We start from the raw sequence: 21,772 nt of genomic DNA, 5'->3' as shown, positions 1-21,772 counted from the left end.
CGTGCCGGTGCCGGTGCCGGTGTCCACGCGCATGCCCGTGCCCGTGCCCGTGGCCGTGCCCGGCCCCGTACCGGTGCCCATGTCCGTGCGCATGCCCGTGCCCGTGGCCGTGCCCGACCCCATGTCCGTGCGCATGCCCGTGCCCGAACTCGTGCCGGTTCCGGTCCCGGTGCGGTCCGACGTGTCCCCCGTCCCGCCCGTGTGCGGCACCGCACGGGTCGACGCCGCCGTTTGCCGGTGCGGCGTGGCCGGTTCCGGCGCAGGGCGTCCGATCGTGCCCAGTGCCAGCGTCGGCCAGCCGTGCAGCGTCGTGTCCGCCTCGGCCTCGGCGGCCCGCAGCGCCTGCTCGACGACCTCGGCCGTCGGGCGGTCGGCCGGTTCCTTGGCGAGCAGCGCCTCGATCAGCGGGCTCAGCGACCCGGCGTTGCGCGGCGCCTCGAGCGGGTCCATGGCGATCGCGTACGCCGTCTCGACAGCGGTGTCCTTCCGGAACGGGGGCCGTCCCTCGACCGCTTGATAGAGCGTCGCACCCAGCGCCCACAGGTCGGAGGCGGGCCCCGGGCGGCCACTCCTGACCCGCTCGGGCGCCAAGTAGTCGATGGAGCCCACCAGTTCACCCGTCTTGGTGAGCGTGGAGGTACCGCTGGCCACCGCGATGCCGAAGTCGGTGAGCACGACCCGGCCTTCCGCACCGAGCAGCACATTGCCCGGCTTGACGTCACGGTGCAGCACACCGGCGGAGTGTGCGGCACGCAGCGCGGCCACCATGCCGCGCCCGATACGGGCCGCCTCGCGCGGCGAGATCGAACTCTCCGTCCGCGCGGCTTCCTTGATGAGGTCGCCGAGCGTCGTCGAGGGGACGTACTCCATCACGATGCACGGCATCCCGGCGTCGTCCACGACGTCGTGCACCCCCACCACATTGGGGTGGTTGATGCGCGCCGCGGCCTGCGCCTCACGGGTGGTGCGCTCATAGCGCCTCGCCAGTTCGTCCGCATCGAGATGCGGCGCCACATGCAAACGCTTGACCGCGACCTGACGACCGAGGACCTCGTCCCGGGCCCGCCAGACGGTGCCCATGCCGCCCTGGCCTATCCGCTCAACCAGGCGATACCGCCCGACGACCAGTCGCCCCTCGTCCACCGCCGCCGCCTCCGTCACCGCACGCCCCTCCGGAAACCCGTACGTATTACAGGGCGCAACGATAGTCGCCCGCGCGAGTGGACAGACCTCTGGCCACCATTCGTCGGCCCGCGCGTTCCGGCCGGAGCCGAAGAGCCGGGGGTATATGAGACGGCACGAGGGGTTTCGGGACCCCCCTGGGGCATCTCAGGGCCGCCCTCGGCGGATCTCAGGGATCTGCCAGGGTTCTTACGGATGCCGGGACGCGTTCGCCCTTGTCACCATGGGTCCATGAACGATGCAGCCCACGTCGAGGAGTCGGCGCCCTCCGTCCCCTCCGGCCACACCCCGCCGCCCGCCCCGCTGCGCCGCAGCCGGCGGCACAGGGTCATCGGCGGGGTGTGCGGCGGGCTGGGCCGGCAGTGGGATCTCGACCCGGTGATCTTCCGGATCGTGCTCGCCGTGCTCTCCGTCGGCGGTGTCGGTCTCATCGCCTACGGCTTCGCCTGGCTGCTCATCCCGCTCGACGGCGAGGACGAGAACGAGGGCCGCAGGCTGCTCTCCGGCCGCGTCGAAGGCCCCGCGCTGACGGCCCTGCTCTTCGCGCTCGTCGGCTGCGGACTCTTCCTGACGACCCTCGCCAAGGGCAGCATGATGTCGTTCGCCATCATGCTGACGCTGGCGGCGGCCGGTTCCGCTCACTGGTCACGGCGGCGCCGGGAGGCAGCGGTCAAGGACCCTGGGTCGGTGGACGCCGCGACCGCCCAGGCCGTCGCCGACGCCCCGCCCGAGACCAAAGCACCCCCGGTGCCGGCCGGCCCCTCATGGTGGCGCAACCAGCGCTCCGGGGAGGGCGGTCCGGGCTATCTGTGGGGGCCCGACAACACCCCGCTCCCCCTCGACATCACCTACCGCTCCGAGCACGGCGCGGGCACGACGGCCGCCGCCCGGCCTCACCCCTGGCCCGGGGCGGGCGGCCCGCCCGGCCCGCCCCCGCCCTCACGCGGCGCACCTCCCGCCCCGCGCCGAAGTCGCCGCAGCGGCCGCCCGATCGGCGGGTGGACGTTCCTGCTCGCGCTGCTCGCCGGCGGCGCCACCGCCCTCGCCGTCTCCCGCCATGACGGCTTCGCGCCGTCCCTTCAGGCGGGGCTGGCGGGTGCACTGGTCGTCTTCGGCCTGGGGCTCGTGCTCAGCGCCTGGTTCGGGCGGACGGGCGGCGGGACGGTCTTCATGGTGGTGCTGACGGCCCTGCTGCTGGCGGCGGCGACGGCCCTGCCCGACAACATCACCACCGACTGGCAGAAGCACACCTGGGCTCCCACCAGCCTCGGCGCCGTCCGGCCGCATTACGAAATCGGGTCGGGGGAGGGGACGTTGGACCTCGGTGAGCTGCCCCTCAAGGGCGGCCGTACGGTCCACACCGGCGCCGAAGTGGGCTTCGGCCGCCTCCAGGTGACGCTGCCGCAGGGCGTCACCACCCGCCTCCATATCTCGCTCGGCCTCGGCGACATCCAGCTCCCCGGTGAATCGCCGCACGATGTCAACGTCTCGGCGGGTGGCAGGCAGCGGACCATCACCCTGCCCGCCGACGGCCTCAAGAAGGGCCAGAAGCCCCGCGGAACGCTGGACCTGGACCTCACCCTCGGAGCGGGTCAGGTCGCCATCGAGCGCTCGACGCCGGCCTCCGCCCCGTCGGATCCCAGCGTGTCGACTCCTACCCCGTCCGCCCCTGCCCCCTCGACCCCCACCCCGTCGCCGCCCGGAACCCCGGCCACCCCGACCCCTGAGGGAGCCCCCGAGTGAAGCGCCACCACTTCGAACCGGCCCGTCTGGTCTCGGGCCTCACCGCCCTCACCGTCGGCACGGGCTACGGCCTCGATGCCCTCGGCGTCTGGCAGGCCCCCGGCCTCCGGCTCTTCCTCGCCCTCCCCGCCGGCCTGTTGCTCTCCGGCGTCACCGCCGCCGCCTGGGCCACAACCCGCCGCCACCACACACCGCCCGCCGACGCGCCACCCCCGACGCATCCCTGACCGGCCCCGGCCGCACCCCGCGGCAGAAGAACCGACCAGCCACACACCCGGGGCAAGCCACCCGCAAGCCGCCCCGATCCGCTCCGAATCGCTCCGAACCGCCGCAAGCCGCCCCGAACCGAACGGCCGCGAGCCACACCAAGCCGCCCCGAACCGCCCCGAACCGAACGGCCGCCTGCCACACCAAGCCGCTCCGAACCGCCCCGATCCGCCCCGAGCCACCCGGAGCCGCCTGGGGGGGATCGGCCGCCACGGTCCACCGCGGCACCCCTCACCCACGACAGCACAAAGCCCGCAACGGCGGAGCCCGGCGCACTCGGCCACGGCCTCCGCCCCACGGCCTCCGCGCCCACGGCCTCCGCCCCGCGCTCTGCGGGCGCCCGGCCGGGCGCCCGCCGAACCCGCGCTTCTGAGGCGTGCCGTGATGTGTCCCGCCGGCCGCCCCGTTTGCGGGCGCGTCCAGGGCCGGTCAGGGCAGGGCCGGTCAAGGCCGGGCAGGGCCGGGCAAGGAGCCGGTCAGGACCGGTCAGGACCGGGCAGGACTGGTCTTCGACGCCCTAGCCGAACAGCTGCGTCCCGTGCCGCTTGCGGCGGTGTGCCAGGGCGGCATCCAGGGAGTACCTCGGGGTGCCGGCCAGGACGAGCGGGACCCAGGCCATCAGATAGGCGAGGTCATTGCCGTAGTAGTACGGCGTGGTCGCCCAGCTCACGGTGATCCACAGCATCAGCGAGATCAGCGCACCGCCCAGGGCCGCCAGCCGCCCCAGCAGGCCCACGAGTGTCCCGAGGCCCACCGCCAGTTCACCGGCCGCGATGGCATAGCCAAAGCCCGTCGGACTCTGCTGTGCGAGGTCCACGAGCTGGGGCAACGCCGCCGCGTCATGGACCTGCCGCAGCATCTCACCGAGCGACCCCGGACCACTGGCCGCCAGGAACGCCGGATTCGTCAGCTTGTCGATGCCCGCGTAGAGGAAGGTGGCCCCCAGAAAGAGCCGCAACGGGAGCAGTGCGTGGCGCGCCAGCTTCCCCCGCAACCCGGCGCCGGAGCCCTCAACGGCCACCCCTCCCAATTCGGCACCGATCGTGCGATTCGCGTGAACCATGACGTCCGCCTCTCCGTTGCCTCCGGGCGCAGACGATTGTGCCCCCGCCCGCGCCTCCTGAGGAGATACGTATGGACGTGCGGGAGAGGTTCAACGGAGCGACGCGCTTCGGGCGGCTGTGGCACACATAATCGTCACGCAATGGCGGCCGACGGCGCCGCGCCCCCCACAGCCCCCTTCAGCCCGCCCGCCACGGCCCTCGGCCCTCGGCCCACGGCCCAGGAGCTTGCGGCCCTCACCCCAGGCCCTCACCCCAGGGCCTCACGGCCCTCAGTCCAGGACGTCGATCGGGTAGCCGTTCGTCTCCACACCCGCCGCCGTGATCACCCGGACCGTCACCCGGCCCGGCTCGGCATCGACCGGCACGGGGACGGTCAGCACCCCGTCCGTCGGATTGGCGAAGCCCCCGGCCACCGGAACCAACGGGACGGGCACATGGACATCGCCGATCCGCACCACGGTCCGGGCCAGCCGGTCGGGCGTCCCCGCGCCCGGCGGGACAAAACCGGCACCGCGGATCTCGATGTCATCGCCGGTACGGACCGGCGCGGCAAGGTCGCCCAGCTCACGGGAGCGCACGACCGAGAGGATCACCGGGCGCCCGCCCGCCACCGCCTTCCCCCACAGATAAGCCGCTCCGCAGAGCGCGAGGAGGACCACCAACGCCCAGGGCAGCTGTGGCATGTGTTCCGGCCGCTCGGCCAGCCGCACCAGGGCGCACCCCAGCACGGCCACGTTCACCAGGACGTACTGCACATCCAGGAGACTCCCCCGCCCCGCGTCGTCCGTCAGCAGGTCGGCGGCCCGTGGCCGCTCCGCGGGAATCTTCTGCAGCCGCCCCGACCGCACCCGCGCGGCGACCAGCCCGTGCGTCAGCACGGCCACCCCGCACCCGACGGCGAGCATCGCCAACAGGGCGCCGGACCGTTCGAGTTCCAGGCCCTGGAGCAGACGGCTCCGCTCGTCCGGACCGGCGGTCGTCACCAGCTGCACGGCCGTCATCAGCACCGCGTACAGCACCGCGGACGCCCAGCCCGCCGCCACCGTCCGTGAGGTGGACAGCCGTCCGTCCTCGCCGATCAGCGGCGCCAGTGCCCCGCCGTGCGCGCGGTGCCACCAGGCCGCCGCCGTCAGCCCCAGCGCCAGGACGAGGGCCGCGACCAGCCCCGCCGTGCGGGCCGCCGTCCAGCCCGCGCCGAGGGCGGTCAGCGCCTGCCCGAGCAGCAGGGCGACCACCGCGCCCCAGACGACGAGCAGGGTGCGCCACCGTACGGACGTCAGCCAGGCGACCCCCTCGGCGGCGCCGCTCTTGGCCACCTCCCGTGCGGACAGCGTCAGTTCGTCGGAGACCCACTGCCGGGCCGCACCGGCGGAGCGGGCCAGCCCGGCCGGTACCCCGTGCCCGGCGGCGAAGTCCTCACGCAGCGCGAGGAACGCAGCGACCGCCTGCCGGTGCCCCGCACGGGCGCCGTGCGGGCACCGTCCGCATCGGCACTCGCCGCCGGTGGCGCGCTCCGCGCCGTCCCCCGGCTCGCCCGTTCCGGCCATCCTGCCCACCGCCTCAACCGACACGTCCGTTACCGCCCCGCCACCACTCGCCGCCAACTTGTCTTACACAAAGGCGAATTGTGCCCCAGATAGCCGGGGCGGACATCAAACGTCCAGCTGGTGGCGGGTGGCGGGCGCATCGGCGCGTTGACGTACCACAAGCGGGGGTCCCGTCCGTCGCACGCGCCCCGGTATATCCGTACCGGTGTACGCGGACATCCGCACATCCGACCGACAGCCGACCACTCAGCCCCGGGCCTTCCCCTATTCGGGCGAACCGGGGCACGGCGACGGCTGAGCGGTCCGTGCGCTGCGCAAGCTCTCGCCGTGTGCCAAATAGACGGACCTTACGGATCGCACAACCGCGATGACCTGGACAGACATCAGGAGGGCGCGAACGGACCGAACGAGCCGGGCGGACCGGGCAGTCCGAACGGACCGAACGGACCGAACGAGCCGCACGGACCGGGCAAGCCGAACGAACCGAACGGACCGAACGGACCGAAAACGCCGAACGGGCGGGAACCGGATGGCCGGCGGGGACCGGATGGCCGGCGGGCCCCGGCCGGACCGCAACGACCCACCGGACCCCTCCCCCTTCCCCCCCGACTCCGCACGCACCGGCACCTGGCCGCCCGGCCCCCGCGCCCCCTCGGTGGTTTCCGGCGTCCGGTGGCCGGGCTGCTGGCCGCCGGCGCGCTCCTCCTGCTGACCGGGGCCGCCGCGCTGCTCGCCACCGCGCCGTCGGCGACCGCCCACGACCGGCACCACCTCCCGGCCGCCGGCGACAACTGCGCCTACGCCGGGACCGCGCCGCCCGTGGACGTACCGACCGGCTTCCCCATGCCCCGCGGCTGGCATTTCCCCTGTACGGCGACCAAGCCCCCACCGCCTCCCACCCATGCGCCGGCGCCCCGCCCACGGAGCCCGAAGCCCGCACCACCACCACCGCCCGCCCCCAAGACCCGGCCGACACCACCGCCACCACCGCCACCCCCCGCCCCCCGCGCCCGCCCCGCGACGCCGCCAATCAAGCCCGCGCCCGAGCCCACACCCACACCCAAGCCCAAACCCAAGCCGCTTGTCCGCCGCCCGGTGTCACCTCCACCCGCCCTGCCCCACAGCTATGCGCCGGTGTCCCGCAAACCACGCGCCGGGCGCTCCGTGGTGACCACGACCTTGCTGATCACCACCCCGGCCGTGCTGGCCGGCGCCGCCCTCCGTCCCCGTTCGAGCTCCTCGTCCGGTTCCGCCGGGCGCCGTTCCTCGTAGGAGGTCTCCATGTCGCAATGGCTGGTACTGACCCTCGCCATGGTCGCTTCCTGTGGCGTCGTCCTGACCATCACCGTCCTCAAGGAACGCCGGGTCAGCGAGGGGTACGACCCGACCGAAACACCCGATGTGATCGAGTATCTGACGATGATGGTGGGGGTGGTCTACGCGATCGTGCTGGGCCTGGCCATCGCCGGTGTGTGGGAGGCCAGAAGCGCGGCCGAGGACACCGTACGGACCGAGGCACAGGCGCTGCACGAGGTCAGCGCGCGGGCACGGGCCTACCCCGCGCCGGTGCGGGACCGGATCCGCACGGACGTCGGCACCTATGTGTCGTACGTGGTGCACACGGAGTGGCCCGTGATGGCCGAGAAGGGAAAACTGACCGGGCAAGGCACCGAACTGCTGGCGAAGGTGCGGGCGGACGTCACCGACTACCACCCGCGCAACGACTACGAAGGGCAGTCCTACCAGCCGCTCGTCGACCAGGTCGCGGTGGCCGACGGGGCCCGCACCGCCCGTGCGGACGCGGCCGATTCGACGCTGCCGGGCGTGGTGTGGTTCGGGCTGATCGCCGGTGGTGCCATTTCGATCGGCGTGATGTTCACCCTGCAGATCCGGCGTTCGGGGCGGGAGTTGCTGATGGCCGGACTGTTCAGCGCGCTGATCGCGTTCCTGCTGTTCCTCGTCTGGGACTTCGACGCACCGTTCAGCCGCGGCATTGCCGCCACCGCCGCACCGTTCCTCGATCTGTTCCCGCATCCGTGAGACGGAGCGGGGCCCGGCGGAACGACAACCGTCCCGCCGGGCCCCGCCGGTACACCGGGAACCGGCTGCCCGAAGAAATACAGTTACCCGAAGAGATCCGGCTCGCTGCGCGCGATCTGCTGGTACAGCGGCTGGTAGTTGATCCAGGCCACCAGGTCGTTGCCCAGCTGTTCGCGGGTGCGGACCGCATGGTGGTGGTCGATCAGGACCGGCTTGCCGGCGGCCTTCGCGGTCAGCTGGACCTGGCAGGACCGCTCCATCGTGACGAACCACCACGCCGCCGCGTCCACCGAGTCGCCGACCGTCAACAGGCCGTGGTTTCGCAGGATCACGGCCTTGTGCGGCCCGAGGGCCGCCGCGATCCGCCGGCCTTCCTCCTCGTCCACCACCACACCTGTGTAGTCGTCGAAGAGCGCATGGTCCTCGTAGAACGCACAGACGTCCTGGGTGATCGGGTCCAGCAACTCCCCCAGCGAGGACAGCGCCCGGCCGTACGTGGAGTGGCTGTGGGCCGCCGCGACGACGTCGGGACGGGCCCGGTGGACCTGGGCATGAATGGCGAACGCCGCCTGGTTGACGTGGTGGCGGCCCTCGACGACCTTCCCCTCCGCGTTCACCAAGAGCAGGTCGCTGACCGTGATGTGCCGGAACGACATCCCGAAGGGATTGACCCAGAAGCAGTGGGGGAACTCCGGGTCGCGCGCGGTGATATGGCCCGCGACGCCCTCCTCGAAGCCCAGGCGCCCGAAGAGACGCAGGGCCGCGACCAGGCGTTCCTTGCGGTGGCACCGTGCATCCTCGACGGTCTGGTGCGTCGGCGGCATCGCGAACTGCAGCTGGTCGGTGGGTATCGGGGTCGGCTCGGGCATCGCGGCTCTCCTCCTGGCACGTACGGCACTTGATGCTCGATGCGGAAGCTACCTTCCACTACCGCAGGTAGCCAGGGGCACGACCGGCACGAATGCCCCGACCTGCACGATGAGGCCTCCAGGAGCGGCAGCAGAAGGGGCACCATGAGGGCCCCACGCGGCCGCCCGGACGGCCCGTCGCTGCTGGGTCCGGGCGACCCTCAACACCAGCACCAGCACCAGCACCAACGACAACGACAACGCCGCCGCCCGGCGGACCGGGCGGCGGCGTCATCAGGCGTCGGTGGAATCACCCCGGCCCGGCGGGCCGGATCACTCCGCCCCGGCCGGTGGGATCACTCCCACTCGATGGTGCCCGGCGGCTTGCTGGTGACATCGAGGACGACGCGGTTGACGTCGGCGACCTCGTTGGTGATGCGGGTGGAGATCCGCGCCAGCACGTCGTACGGCATCCGCGTCCAGTCCGCGGTCATCGCGTCCTCGGAGGAGACCGGGCGCAGCACGATCGGGTGGCCGTACGTCCGGCCGTCGCCCTGGACGCCGACCGAGCGGACATCGGCGAGCAGGACCACCGGGCACTGCCAGATCTCGCGGTCCAGACCGGCCGCGGTCAGCTCCTCGCGGGCGATGGCGTCGGCCTCGCGCAGCAGGTCCAGCCGCTCCTTGGTGACCTCGCCGACGATCCGGATGCCCAGGCCGGGGCCGGGGAACGGCTGGCGGTGGACGATCTCGTCCGGCAGGCCCAGCTCGGATCCGACCATCCGGACCTCGTCCTTGAACAGCTGCCGCAGCGGCTCGACGAGCTTGAACTCGATGTCGTCGGGGAGCCCGCCCACATTGTGGTGCGACTTGATGTTGGCGGTGCCCGTGCCGCCGCCGGACTCGACGATGTCCGGGTAGAGCGTGCCCTGGACCAGGAAGGCGACTTCCTCGCCCTCGGCGCCGGCCTCGGCAACCAGCTCGGCCTGGGCCTGCTCGAAGACGCGGATGAACTCGCGCCCGATGATCTTCCGCTTCTGCTCGGGGTCGCTGACCCCGGCCAGCGCGTTCAGGAAGCGCTCCTCGGCGTCGACGACCTTCAGCTGGACGCCGGTGGCGGCCACGAAGTCCTTCTCGACCTGCTCGGACTCGCCCTTGCGCATCAGGCCGTGGTCGACGTAGACGCAGGTCAGCTGGTCACCGATGGCCTTCTGGACGAGGGCGGCGGCCACCGCGGAGTCCACGCCGCCGGACAGCCCGCAAATCGCGCGCTTGGTGCCGACCTGGGCGCGGATCGCGGCGACCTGCTCCTCGACCACGCTGGTGGTGGTCCAGTTCGGCTCGATACCCGCACCGCGGTAGAGGAAGTGCTCCAGGACCTGCTGGCCGTGCGTGGAGTGCATGACCTCGGGGTGGTACTGGACGCCGTAGAGCTTCTTCTCGTCGTTCTCGAAGGCGGCGACCGGCACGACGTCCGTGGACGCGGTGACCGTGAAGCCCTCGGGAGCGGCGGAACAGGCGTCGCCGTGCGACATCCACACCGACTGCTCGGCGGGGGTGCCCTCGAAGAGGGTGGAGCCGGGGCGGGAGACGGTCAGAGGGGTACGGCCGTACTCACGGGCGCCGGTGTTGTCGACGGTGCCACCGAGGGTGATGGCCATGAGCTGGAATCCGTAGCACATGCCGAAGACCGGGATACCGGCCTCGAACAGTGAGCGGTCCAGGCTGGGGGCGTCTTCGGCGTAGACCGACGAGGGGCCGCCGGAGAGGATGATCGCCTTGGGGTTCTTGGCGAGCATCTCCGCCACCGGCATGGTGGACGGCACGATCTCGCTGTAGACCCGGGCCTCACGGACCCGTCGGGCGATGAGCTGGGCGTACTGTGCGCCGAAGTCGACTACGAGGACGACGTCCGGGGCAGCGGCAGGGGGCGCTGATGGCACTTCGGCGGCCTTCCGGCGGTGTGGAGCAGGGGTTGGACTTTCGATTCTAACGGGCTCATACTTGGCCCCATGTCCAAGCAGCTGACCTTCGTCTTTACCTATGGCACCGGCCCGACCGGCTGCCATGGTCGTGCTGCTTGATCCACTGACAAGCAACTTCCCAGGCGCCCCGGGCCGAAAAGGTCCGGGGCGCCTGCGTCTGTCAGGACCGGTCATCGGCTCCGGGGCCACTCACCCCAGGAGATACGGACATGAGCACCGAGACCACCACCGCCCCCGCCCCCTCGGCCGCCCCCGGCACCGGCGCCCGTACCCCCGAGGCGGCCGGGATCATCACGGACGCCCGGCAGCGGATCGACGATCTCGACGGCCGGATCATCGGCCTCGTACAGGAACGGATGGCCGTCTCGGCCGTCATCCAGCGCGAGCGCCTCACCTCCGGCGGGCGGAGGGTGAACCTCTCCCGCGAGATGGAGATCCTCGCCCACTACCGCGACCAGCTCGGCAAGCCGGGCACCGCGCTGGCGATGACCCTGCTGGAGCTGTCCCGCGGCCAGATCTGAGGCGGCAGGAGGCGGGGAGCCCGTCGGGCGGCGGTAGTGCGTCAGGCGGCAGCACGTCGGGCGGGCAGCACGTCGGGCAGGCCCGGGGCCACCGGGTGGCTGGATCTGGACGGTATGTGGTCGGTTTTGGGGCGGCTGGGGCGCGCGGCAAAGGCGCACGCGCCCCGGCGCAGCTGCCGGATCTGCGTTCGGTTGCCGACTCACCCGTACGGCGCGTGACCGGCCGCTGCGAGGCTTCGTTGTTCCCGGTGCCACGCCAGCCAGGCGCGGCCTGCAGGACTACGCGTAGACGCCGCCCCACGGGCGGAAACCCGGAGCGATGAGACGCCGGCCGCCAGCCGCGGTCCGCGTCGTGGGACCTCGTTCCGGTGCCGTGGCCGGTCAGCAGGGGACAGCAGCCCGGTCACATCCGATGGGGTGGTCGGTCCTGGGGACGCCCGGGACCGACCGCATCCGGTCGAAACGGTTGCGCCAGGTGAGGCGTATCCAGGACGATGCCTGACGAACGACCTACCGCATCCGGTACGGACTTCTGCACTGCCATGGGTCCGGCCCTCGCGGCATCCGCACCCTCACGCAGCACCCCAAAAGCCAGCGGCGCTCCCCCCCCCCAGCGCCGCCCGTCGGTGCCGGCGCTGCCCTGACGCCGGCACCGAAAGCAAAGGGCCCCGTGGCCGTCCGCACCCCCCTCGCGGACGGTATCCGGGGCCCTTCGCTGTGCAGGGAGTGCGCCCGGCACACGGCTGCCTCCGAACCTTCCCTGTGTGCGGCCTTTGCGGAGCCCGTGAGGCTGGTGTGACGGATGTGGCTGGCATCACGGCAGCATTTCCAGTTGAGTGGACACCCTTTTTTGGCCATGGCGGGTCATGTACCCGCAATCTTCCCCGGCACCGGCCGGCCCCGTAGGCCCCGTAGGCCCCGGCCGGCCTCCTAGGTGAGGGACTTCTTCGGCGGGACCGGCGGTACCGGCGGGACGGCCAGGAACGGCAGGTTCAGCGCGCCGAATGCCGTGCGGGGGACAGCGGGGCGGACCGGCTCGACGGGCGCCAGCCGCTGGTAGGCGCGGCCCTGGGCGGGGCGCGGGTCCGGCTCACCCTTGTTGGGCCACAGCGACATCGCGCGCTCGGCCTGTGCGGTGATGGTCAGGGACGGGTTGACGCCGAGGTTGGCGGAGACCGCGGCGCCGTCCACGACCGAGATCCCCGGGTAGCCGTGGAGGCGGTGGTACGGGTCGATGACACCGTGGTCGGCGTCCTCACCGATCGGGCAGCCGCCCAGGAAGTGCGCGGTCAGCGGTGTCCCCATCAGCTCGCCGACATTGCTGCCCGCGAAGCCGTTGATCTCCTGGGCGAGCAGGGTGGCGGCCGCGGTCGCCTCGGGGATCTGCTCGGGGTTCGGCGCGCCATGGCCCTGGCGGGCGGTGAGCAGGCCCTTCCCGATGCCGTCCGGCTTGCGGTAGGTCGTCAGGGAGTTGTCCAGCGACTGCATCACCAGGCCGATGATGGTGCGCTCGGACCAGCGGCGGTTGGAGAGCGAGCGCAGCAGCAGCACCGGGTGCCGTACGCACTTCGCGGCCCACCGGGCGGCGCGCGAGCCGCGGCCGGCCAGCGGCACCTGGAGGATGGACAGGGCGCCCATCGCGTTCGAGCCCTTGCCGTAACGGACCGGCTCGATATGGGTGTTGGCGTTGGGGTGGATGGACGAGGTGATCGCGACCCCGCGGGTGAAGTCGGCCTTGGTGCCGTGCCGTTTGCGGTAGCGGCGGTTGTCGGTCAGCGCGCCCACCAGCGCCTCGGAGTTCGTCCGGGTCAGCTCGCCGAGCCGGGCGGACAGGCCGGGGAGCAGCCCGCTGTCCTTCATCTTGTGCAGCAGGGTCTGGGTGCCGTACGTCCCGGCCGCGATGACGACCCGGCGGGCGGTGAAGGTACGGCCCCGGCCCCGGCGTTTGTCGTCGGTGGGCAGGGTGGCGACGGCGAAACCGCCGCGGGAGTCCTCGGTGACGGTGACGACCGAGGTCATGGGGTGGATGACAGCGCCGGCCTGCTCGGCGAGGTGGAGATAGTTCTCGTTGAGGGTGTTCTTGGCGCCGTGCCGGCACCCGGTCATGCACTCCCCGCACTCCGTGCACGCCTTACGGGCCGGGCCCTTGCCGCCGAAGTACGGATCGGGAACTTCCGTGCCCGGCGCGGTCTTCGACGTCCCGGTCTCCTCCCCGCTGACGGCGTCCCGGCCGTCCCCGAAGAAGACGCCCACCGGCGCGAGGTGGAAGGAGTCGCCGACGCCCATCTTCCCGGCGGCCTCCTTGAGGTGCACGTCGGAGGGCGTCATCGTCGGGTTGAGGCGCACCCCCAGCATGCGCCGGGCCTGGTCGTAGTACGGCGCCAGCTCCGCCTGCCAGTCGGTGATATGTCCCCACTGCTGGTCCTCGAAGAACTGTTTCGGGGGGACGTAGAGGGTGTTGGCGTAGTTGAGCGAACCCCCGCCGACTCCGGCGCCGGCGAGCACCATGACGTTGCCGAGCAGATGGACCCGCTGGATGCCGTAGCAGCCGAGCGCCGGGGCCCACAGATAGTTGCGGGTGTCCCAGGAGTTCTTCGGCAGTGTCTGACGGGTGAAGCGGCGGCCGGCTTCGAGGACGCCGACGCGGTAGCCCTTCTCGGTCAGCCGGAGCGCGGAGACCGAGCCGCCGAAGCCGGAGCCGACGACGAGCACGTCGTAGTCGTACCCGTCGGCGTGGGCGTCATGGGCGTCATGGGCGTCATGGGTGTCGTGGACGCCGTGAGTGTCGTGGACGCCGTGAGTGTCCTGGGCGTCATGGATGCCATGGGCGTCCCGGGCGTCCCGGCCGCCGCCGTTCGCGTCCTGATTCCGGGCAGAGTTCTCCTGGGGCACTGGCTCTCCCTGCTGAGGTGTTAGCGGAGTCGGAGCGCCTTCATCGCGCGCAGGCTGCGGGTCATGAACTGTGCGTACTTCTCGTCGGTCATCCCGAAGGACGGCGCGAGCGGCATCAGCCGCTGGTGGGCGACGGTCTGTGCCTCGGTGTACTTGAGGATGCCCTCGGAGCCGTGCCGGCGGCCCAGACCCGAGTCGCCCATGCCGCCCATCGGCGCCTGGACGCTGCCGTAGCCGGCCGCATAGGACTCGTTGACGTTGACCGTGCCCGTGCGCAGCCGGGCGGCGACCGCGCGGCCGCGGCGGCCGTCCTTGGTCCAGACGCTGGAATTCAGGCCGTACGGTGTGGCGTTGGCGAGCGCCACCGCCTCGTCCTCGTCGCTGAACCGGTAGATCGAGACGACCGGGCCGAAGGTCTCCTCACCGCAGACCGCCATGGGGGCCTGGACGCCGTCGAGGATGGTCGGCTCGTAGAACAGCGGGCCGATGTCGGGACGCGGGCGGCCGCCGGCGACCAGCTCGGCGCCCTTGGCGACGGCCTCCTCGACATGGCGGGTGACGGTCTCCAGCTGGCGTTCACCGACCAGTGAGCCCATGTCGGCGCCGTAGGCGAGGGCGTTGCCCAGCCGCATCGCCTTCGTACGGGCGGCGAAACGCTGGAGGAAGTCGTCGGCGATCGACTCGTGGACGTACAGCCGCTCGATGGAGATGCACAGCTGGCCGGCCGAGGAGAAGCAGCCGCGGACGGCGCCGGAAGCGGCCTTCTCCACATCGGCGTCCTGGAGCACCAGCATGGCGTTCTTGCCGCCGAGTTCGAGGGAGACGCCGACCAGCCGGGCGGCGGCACCCTGGGCGACCTCGCGGCCCGTACGGGTCGAGCCGGTGAAGGAGACGTAGTCGGCGTGCTCGACGACGGCGGGGCCGACGACCGGGCCCTCGCCGAGCACGACCTGCCAGACGTCCTCCGGCAACCCGGCCTCGATGAGCTGCTCACGGGCCCACAGCGCGGTCAGCGCGGTCTCCGTGTCGGGCTTCATGACGACGGCGTTGCCCGCGACGAAGGCCGGCAGGGCGTCGCCCACGGACAGCTCGAAGGGGTAGTTCCAGGGGGCGATCTGCCCGACGACGCCACGGGGCCGGCGGAGTTCGGTGACCTTGGTGAGGGTCGGTACGACGCCGGTGCGCGCCTTGGGCTTGAGGTAGGCATGGGCCTTGCGGCCGTAGTGGCGGGCGGTGAGGGTGACCGCCTGCACCTCCTCATGGGCGTGCAGCCGCGCCTTGCCGGTCTCCAGCTGGATCAGGTCGAGCACCTCGGCCTGGCGGCGCAGCACCAGGTCGTGGAAGCGGAGGAGGACCGCGGCGCGCTGCTTGACGGGGACCTTGGCCCAGCGTTCCTGGGCGGCGCGGGCCCGCTCGAAGGCGGTGGCCACGTCCTCGGGGGTGGACTCGGGAAGATCGGCCAGCTTCTCCCCGGTGAACGGGGTGTGGTTGGCGGTACGGCCTCCCCCACTCCCGGCTGCGCTCGAACGGGAGGTCCCCCCGGCGACCACGCAACGGGTGAGCCGGGCGACGACCTCGGGGGTGACCACGTCCGCTGCGGTACGGACGCCCGCCGGGACCGGAGCGACCGGGTTGCCGTCGGTGGGCGCCGCGGGGGCCTCGGCGGGAGCGGGGGCTGCGGGGGCCTCGGCGGGGGCCTCGTCGGCGGCGGAGGCGACTGTTCCGGTGTCCTGCGAGTCCGTCATGTCGGCGAGCGTATTCCTCCCCGGACGCTTTGTGTACCCGGGAGTAACGAGTTTTCACGCCGTACGCACAACCGTGCCAGTGTTCGCTGGCCGCAAGGGCGCTGGTCTGGGGCGACCGGGAGGCCCGGGGTCACGCCCCGGTCAGCCGGAAGGCGTCGAGCGCGGCGCCGAGGTGGCGTGCGGCCTCGGTGCGGGAGCCGGCCGGCGAGGAGATCCATACGTCGATCATCGTGCCGCCCTCGTCCCAGCTGAGGTCGCAGATGTACCGGGGGCCGCCGTCCCGCGCACCGCCGGTCTGCGCACCACCGGTCTGCGCACCACCGGTCTGCGCACCGCCGCCCTGCGTGCCACCGTCCTGCGCGCCGCCGCCCTGCGTGCCACCGTCCTGCGCGCCACCGTCCCGGATGAACTCCCAGCGCCCGGCGGGGAGTCCGTCGTGGGTGGTCTCGGTGACCCGCCCCTGACGGTAGCCGCGGTAGTGGGCGGGGCCCTGCGCATCCGCCGTACGCATCGCGCTCAGCGGCCCCTCCGGCACCCGCTTCTGCAGCTGGACACCGATCCGGAACCGCTCGCCCCGGGAGGAGTAGAAGACGCGGCGGCCGCTCTCGTGGGAGCGGGTGAAGCCGTCCGGTACGGCGAGCACAAAGCCGGCCGGGTCGTGGACGAGGCGATATCCGGCGGGGACTTTGGGGACTTTGGGTGCCTTGGGGGGCTTGGGGGCGGCACCGGGGGACGGCGACGACGGGAGCGCGGCGGTGGGCCGCGCCGGCCCGGCGTCCGAGGCCTGCTGGGACCGGCCGGGCCGGCTGTGCCTGCCGGAGCCGTCATCGGCCCCGCTCCGGTGCATCAGCAGGACGGCGAGGCCCGCGCCCGCGCCGCCGATCATCACCGCCGCGAGCGCGACCAGGAGGACGGTGCGGGTGCGGCCGGTGTGCGGGCGGGCGGCCGCGGCCAGCGCCCGGTCGTCGAGCGCGGCACGGAGCGGTGCGGCCGGGCCTCGGCCTTCCGGCCGTCTCCCCGGCCGCCCGGCCCGGCCTCCGGCGGACGCCCGGCCCGGCCGTGCCGGGGCCGCGGGCGGCGCACCTGTGGCCAAGGGGTCCTCGCTGGGCGGGTGGTCGCCGGGCGGATGATCGCCGGGTAAGCCGTCGCCGGGTCCGTCGTACAGGGGGGCGTGGACGTCGGGGCCGGGAGGGCGCGGAACCACCGGCTCGCCGGGGCGGGACCCACCCGGCCGGGCCGGGCGGCCCGGCCCCGGCGGGCCACCGGGCCCCGCCCCCGCCACCGCCTCCGCCTCCGCGGCGCGGCCCGCGACCCCACCACCTCCGTGACCGTGACCGTCTCCATGACCGCCTCCATGACCGCCTCCATGACCGCCTCCGTGACCGCCACGGTGACCACGGCCATGGCCACGGCCCGGCCCGTGCCCGCCGTGCCCGCCGTGCCCCCCGTGCCCGTCCGGCCCGCGCTCCGGGGCCCGGCCCGACCGCAGATAGCCGCGCAGCAGCCGCTCCGTCTCGCCGGCCCCCAGGCGCCGCCCCGTATCCCGCTCCAGCAGGCCATTCACCACGGCGTGCAACGGGCGGGCCGCCTCCGGGAGTTCGATCGCGTCGGACACGACGGCATCCAGCACACCGCCCAATGAGTCGCGGTGGAACGGCGATTCACCGCTGAGCGCCACGCACAGGAGCACCCCGAGCGACCAGAGGTCGGCCTCGGGGCCGGTGCCGCGGCCGGCCATCCGCTCCGGCGCGGTGTATTCGGGCGAGCCGACGAAGCCGCCGGCGTCGGTCAGCGTCGTGACGCCGGGGACCTGGGCGATACCGAAGTCGGTGAGCACGACCCGGCCGCTGCCCGGCTCCATCAGTACATTGGCGGGCTTGATGTCGCGGTGCAGCACCCCGAGGGCGTGCGCGGCCCGCAACGCGCCCAGCAGCGCGACGCCGATCCGGGCCGCCTCGCGCGGCGCGACCGGCCCGCCGCTTTGCAGCCGGTCGGCCAGCGACGGGCCCTCCACCAGCTCCATCACGATCCACGGCCGCCCGTCCTGCTCGACGACGTCATGAACGACGATCACATGGGGATGCGTGATCCGGGCGACCGTCCGTGCCTCCCGCATCGCCCGCTCGCGCTGCACCCGCGCGTCGGCCTCCGTCGCCCCCTCGTCCGAGTACAGCTCCTTCACCGCGACTTGACGCCTCAGCAGCTCATCGGTGGCGCGCCAGACGGTACCCATTCCGCCACGTCCCAGCCGCACGCCCAGGCGGTACCGGCCACCGATCAGTCGGCCCTCGCCCCCGGTGGTCCCCATGGCCCCATCTTGCCGCACCGGCCCTCCTCCGGAAGGGCGCGCCGCACGGACCGGCCATGGTCGCCCATCCCCTGACGCCGCCTCGGGCCGCTGTGATCCACTGCTCCCATGGAGGCAGTTGTCGCAAGCGTCGTGGCCGTCATAGGCACCCTGCTGGGTTCCGGCATCACCCACTTCTTCCAGAGCCGGGCGGCCGAGCGCAGCGAGCAGTTCGCCCGCGCGGAGCGGCTGCGGCAGGAGCGGATCGATGCGTACTGCGCGTACGCGGGGGCGCTGCTGGACTACCGGCGGGTCCTCGTCCACCGCTGGTTCGTCCGCAACGAGGAGGACCGCTGCGACGAGGACTCCCCGGAACTGCGCGAGGAGGTGTACAAGACCCGCTACACGGCCCAAGAGGCCATGTTCCGGGCCCAGATGGTGACCGACGATCCGGAGATACTCGACAGCAGCGAGCAGGTGATGGCGGCGACGACCGAGCTGCACTGGGCCCCCGACCGGGAGGCCCTCACCGCACTGCGGGCCACCACCCGCCAGGGCATACGGGACTTCATCGCGGCCACCGCCCGGCATGTGCGCTGATCACCGAACCGGGCCACGGGACGTACGGACCCCACGACACACGGGGTGGAACCTCCACCTGCTCTCCCGCCGTCCTTGACACAGTGAGGCTGTCGTACGGGAACGACCGGTACGGCGGCTGCGAGAGGCGGATCGGGGGTCGGTCATGGTGATGCAGGACGGCGGAACGGTGGATGTCCGTCCCGGCCCCCACCCGGGCCGGGCCGCCCCCGAGCACAGCGGCGCCTACCTCGCGACCGCCCTGTCCCTGGCCCTCTACTCCGGCGTCCTGGCCGCATGGACGGTCTATGGCATCGCCCAAGGGGACGGCAACGCCTGGGACTTCCTGGAGGGCCTGTTCAGCCCGGGCGCCTCTCCCGCGACCCAGATCCTCGGCCCCTACGAATGGGCCTTCACCGTCGCGTTCCTGGTGATCGCCGGGCTGGCTCTGGCGCAGCGGCGGGTGGCGCGCTCCGCGGCGCTGCTGTCCGGATTCGTACTCCTCGCCGTCTCCCTGCGGGAGGGCGTGGGATTCCTCGACACCGCCTACGTCGACCAGTACCGCCACGACCCGTTGGGCGGCTGGGTGCTCGCCACCCGCGGTCTGGGGCTGTTGGTGGCGCTGGTCGTACTCTTCGCGCTGTTCCCGGCCACCGAGCGCCGGCGCGGCGAACACCCGCCCGCGCGGGGGGCGGACGCCCCGGAAGCCTGGTGGCGCCGCTCGTCCCGGATCTGCGGGGTGCTGTTCGTGTTGATGGGCCTGGCACGCATCGGCTGGGCCGTCCGCGATCTGACGACCCCCGGGGTGAACGCGGGCCACTATCTGCGCGGCGTGGTCGACGGTGCGGTACGGGGCGCCCTCGACCTGGCGGCACCCGGCGAGTTCACCACCGTCGGATCGGTGCTCGTGCTCTTCGTCCTCGGCGTGCTGGCCTTCCGCGGCCGGCGGGAAGTGCGCGGCGCGCTGCTGGTGTTCGCGGCGCTGGAGCTGTACGTGACGGTGCGGACGGTCGTCTGGCTGACCGTGACGGACTTCTTCAACCGCTCCTTCGAGACCCCCGAGGGCGCCCTGTCGCTCGCCACGACGGCCTACGCCCTGGCGGCCATGACCTCGGTGGTCGTACTGGCCACCGGCGTCGGCTCCGGCCCGTACGGAGGGGCGCGGACGGAGGGGGTCCGGGCGGCGGCGGTGGGGCGGAACGGGGGGCTGTAGGGGCGGGGCCCGCCGCGCACGGGCGTAGCGTGGTCGCTACGTCCTTCCCGCGGGGGTGGCCATGGAGTTGTACGAGGAACCCGGCATCGGTGAGCGCATCGCCCGGCTGCGCGCACGGCGGAAGCTGACGCAGGAGGGCCTCGCCGAGCGGGCGGGTCTGTGCGTCGACATCGTCCGCAAACTCGAACAGGGCGTACGCCGGACGGCACGGCTGACGACGCTCAACGCGCTGGCCAGAGCCCTGGACGTGGAACCGTCCGCGCTCGTCGGGCAGCCTGCCACCTTCGAGGTGCGCAGTGAGGGCGAACAGCCCTCCGTCCTGGCGCTGCGCCAGGCCATCTCGCCGGTGTCCGACCTGCTGGGCGACGATCCGGACCCGGAGGATCCCCCCGGCATCGCGGCGTTGCAGGCCTCCCTGCGGTCGACGCAGCGCATTCGACGCGACGGCCGGATGGCGGAAATCGGGGCGCTGCTGCCGCAGTTGATCAGGGACGCCAAGGCAGCCGCCCGCGCCACCACCGGGACCGAGGCCGCCGCGGCCCACTCGGTGCTGGCCGAGGCCTATCAGGTCGCCGCGACCACGCTGACGGCGCTGGGCAAGGAGGACGCTGCCTTCACCGCCCTCGAACGGTCGATGGCGGCGGCGGTCAGGGGAGACGACCCTCACCTGGAGACCGTCGGCTTCTCCAGCCTTGCCTGGGTGCTCACCAAGCAGGGGCGGCTGGCCGACGCCGAACGGGTCGCGCTGCACGCCGCCGAACGCATCGAGCCCGGATTCCGTTCCCCGCCGGTCGAGCTGGCCCTGTGGGGCATCCTGCTGCTCCGCGCGGCAACGGCCGCGGTCCGTCTGGAGCGGCGCGACACCGTACGGGACCTGCTCGCCCTGGCGAGTGCGGCAGCGGCCGGGATCGGCACGGACCGCCTCGACTACGCGACGCCGTTCGGCCCGACCAACGTGGGCGTTGCCAAGGTCAACTTCCTGGTGGAGATGGAGGAGAGCGCCGAGGCGCTGCGCGCGTCGCGCACCGTGCCCGAGCTGCACGCGCTGCCGCCGACCTGGCGTGCGCGGTTCCACGTGGACCGTGCCCTGGCCTTCTCCGATCTGCACAAGGACGACGGCGCGCTCCAGGCCCTGCTGACCGCTGAGCGCACCGCACCGGAGTGGATGCGCTATCACTCCACGAGCCGCCGGCTGGTGGCCGACCTCCGCAACCGCGAGCGACGGCGCACCTCTCCGCTCACGGAACTCGCCGACCGGCTCGGCCTCGACGGGTAGGTAGGACGTGGCGTCCCAGCTCCCGCAGAAAGTGGCACGGCACGTCACTGTCCGGCCCGCGGGCCGCTGCCTAACGTGGCCGCACCGTCAGGAACGACGGACCCCGCCGCCACGCCGGGCGGCCGGGGCATGCCCACCCGACGAAAGCAGACCTACGTGACGCACGGACTCCCCGTCCGCTGCCGCCTTCGGCCCCAGGACCACAACGCACAACCGGAGGCCGCCCGATGAGCACGCCTCCCACGCCCCCCACGCCTCCCACGCCTCCCACCCCCCGCCTGCCCCCCTGGACCGGAACCGACGGCAAACCCTGTTACCTCCTCACGGACCGGGACGACGGCCCCGTCTCCAGGCGCGCCGACCGGATCGAGGCGATCCAACTCAGGATGGGAGCCGGACTCCTGGACCATGCACAGGCGCTGATCGACGACCCGGCCGTGGACGCGCGGCAGTTGCGGTTTTTGTCGGCTCAGCTCAGCGCCGCGCTGCGGGACGCCGTACGGGTCGCCCATAGCCGAAAGATGCGGCCAGGAAACGACGAAACCCCACTTGACCTGGGGTTTTGAGGAATCACCGGGGCGCT

At 72.7% G+C, this 21,772-nt stretch carries 16 protein-coding genes and 1 pseudogene; 9 read left to right on the top strand and 8 right to left on the bottom strand.

Going from position 1 to position 21,772, the window contains the following annotated elements; all coding sequences use genetic code 11:
- Nucleotides 1-1,080, bottom strand: a 1,080-nt coding sequence (locus ACWGJY_RS14970; protein ID WP_453261271.1) for a serine/threonine-protein kinase, incomplete at its 3' end; no start/stop codon positions are given.
- Between the two features lie 333 nt (nt 1,081-1,413).
- Here ACWGJY_RS14970 and ACWGJY_RS14965 point away from each other — a divergent pair.
- Both ACWGJY_RS14965 and ACWGJY_RS14960 read left to right on the top strand, forming a co-directional pair.
- Nucleotides 1,414-2,925: a PspC domain-containing protein gene (locus ACWGJY_RS14965; protein ID WP_453261214.1), complete on the top strand. Its 1,512-nt coding sequence runs from the start codon at nt 1,414-1,416 to the stop codon at nt 2,923-2,925.
- Nucleotides 2,922-3,152: a hypothetical protein gene (locus tag ACWGJY_RS14960; RefSeq protein WP_453261213.1), complete on the top strand. Its 231-nt coding sequence runs from the start codon at nt 2,922-2,924 to the stop codon at nt 3,150-3,152. The genes ACWGJY_RS14965 and ACWGJY_RS14960 overlap by 4 nt, the downstream gene beginning before the upstream one ends.
- Nucleotides 3,153-3,709: 557 nt before the next feature.
- Here ACWGJY_RS14960 and ACWGJY_RS14955 read toward each other — a convergent pair.
- Together ACWGJY_RS14955 and ACWGJY_RS14950 are read right to left on the bottom strand one after the other, a co-directional pair.
- Nucleotides 3,710-4,255 carry a DoxX family protein gene (locus ACWGJY_RS14955; protein WP_453261212.1) on the bottom strand — a complete coding sequence of 182 codons (546 nt, stop codon included), beginning with the start codon at nt 4,253-4,255 and terminating at the stop codon, nt 3,710-3,712.
- 270 nt (nt 4,256-4,525) lie between these two features.
- Nucleotides 4,526-5,803, bottom strand: a complete 1,278-nt coding sequence (locus ACWGJY_RS14950) for a hypothetical protein (protein WP_453261211.1) — start codon at nt 5,801-5,803, stop codon at nt 4,526-4,528.
- A 672-nt stretch (nt 5,804-6,475) separates the two neighbouring features.
- Between ACWGJY_RS14950 and ACWGJY_RS14945 the strand changes: the two genes are divergently transcribed.
- Together ACWGJY_RS14945 and ACWGJY_RS14940 are read left to right on the top strand one after the other, a co-directional pair.
- Nucleotides 6,476-7,075: a hypothetical protein gene (locus ACWGJY_RS14945; RefSeq protein ID WP_453261210.1), complete on the top strand. Its 600-nt coding sequence runs from the start codon at nt 6,476-6,478 to the stop codon at nt 7,073-7,075.
- Between the two features lie 9 nt (nt 7,076-7,084).
- Entirely contained in the window at nt 7,085-7,843 is a 759-nt protein-coding gene (locus ACWGJY_RS14940) for a bestrophin-like domain (RefSeq protein ID WP_453261209.1), read from the top strand.
- Between the two features lie 83 nt (nt 7,844-7,926).
- On the opposite strand, the pseudogene ACWGJY_RS14935 reads toward ACWGJY_RS14940, so the two are convergent.
- Together ACWGJY_RS14935 and guaA are read right to left on the bottom strand one after the other, a co-directional pair.
- Nucleotides 7,927-8,718: pseudogene (locus ACWGJY_RS14935) on the bottom strand (class II aldolase/adducin family protein); the annotation flags it as partial.
- Nucleotides 8,719-9,047: 329 nt separating this feature from the next.
- Nucleotides 9,048-10,634, bottom strand: a complete 1,587-nt coding sequence (gene guaA, locus ACWGJY_RS14930) for a glutamine-hydrolyzing GMP synthase (protein WP_453261208.1) — start codon at nt 10,632-10,634, stop codon at nt 9,048-9,050.
- A 251-nt stretch (nt 10,635-10,885) separates the two neighbouring features.
- Here guaA and ACWGJY_RS14925 point away from each other — a divergent pair, with 251 nt between their 5' ends.
- Entirely contained in the window at nt 10,886-11,197 is a 312-nt protein-coding gene (locus tag ACWGJY_RS14925) for a chorismate mutase (RefSeq protein WP_453261207.1), read from the top strand.
- Nucleotides 11,198-12,127: 930 nt separating this feature from the next.
- Here the strand turns inward: ACWGJY_RS14925 and ACWGJY_RS14920 are convergent.
- The 3 genes from ACWGJY_RS14920 to ACWGJY_RS14910 form a co-directional block, all read right to left on the bottom strand.
- A complete protein-coding gene (locus ACWGJY_RS14920; protein WP_453261270.1) occupies nt 12,128-13,909 on the bottom strand; it encodes a GMC oxidoreductase in 1,782 nt (593 codons plus the stop codon).
- Between the two features lie 200 nt (nt 13,910-14,109).
- Nucleotides 14,110-15,834, bottom strand: coding sequence for a succinic semialdehyde dehydrogenase (locus ACWGJY_RS14915; protein WP_453261206.1), 1,725 nt, complete (start codon nt 15,832-15,834; stop codon nt 14,110-14,112).
- Nucleotides 15,835-15,964: 130 nt separating this feature from the next.
- Entirely contained in the window at nt 15,965-18,142 is a 2,178-nt protein-coding gene (locus ACWGJY_RS14910; protein WP_453261205.1) for a serine/threonine-protein kinase, read from the bottom strand.
- Between the two features lie 108 nt (nt 18,143-18,250).
- Between ACWGJY_RS14910 and ACWGJY_RS14905 the strand changes: the two genes are divergently transcribed.
- The 4 genes from ACWGJY_RS14905 to ACWGJY_RS14890 all read left to right on the top strand — a co-directional run bounded on the left by ACWGJY_RS14905 (nt 18,251) and on the right by ACWGJY_RS14890 (nt 21,755).
- Nucleotides 18,251-18,721, top strand: a complete 471-nt coding sequence (locus ACWGJY_RS14905; protein ID WP_453261204.1) for a hypothetical protein — start codon at nt 18,251-18,253, stop codon at nt 18,719-18,721.
- A gap of 145 nt (nt 18,722-18,866) precedes the next feature.
- Nucleotides 18,867-19,913, top strand: coding sequence for a hypothetical protein (locus tag ACWGJY_RS14900; RefSeq protein WP_453261203.1), 1,047 nt, complete (start codon nt 18,867-18,869; stop codon nt 19,911-19,913).
- A gap of 61 nt (nt 19,914-19,974) precedes the next feature.
- The gene (locus ACWGJY_RS14895; RefSeq protein ID WP_453261202.1) at nt 19,975-21,189 is read left to right on the top strand and encodes a helix-turn-helix domain-containing protein; all 1,215 of its coding nucleotides are present in this window, start codon (nt 19,975-19,977) and stop codon (nt 21,187-21,189) included.
- A gap of 227 nt (nt 21,190-21,416) precedes the next feature.
- Nucleotides 21,417-21,755, top strand: coding sequence for a hypothetical protein (locus ACWGJY_RS14890; protein WP_453261201.1), 339 nt, complete (start codon nt 21,417-21,419; stop codon nt 21,753-21,755).
- Nucleotides 21,756-21,772: the final 17 nt, after the last annotated feature.

This window comes from Streptomyces sp. NPDC054765, from assembly GCF_053612065.1.
This window is presented reverse-complemented; position numbering and strand designations above follow the sequence as displayed.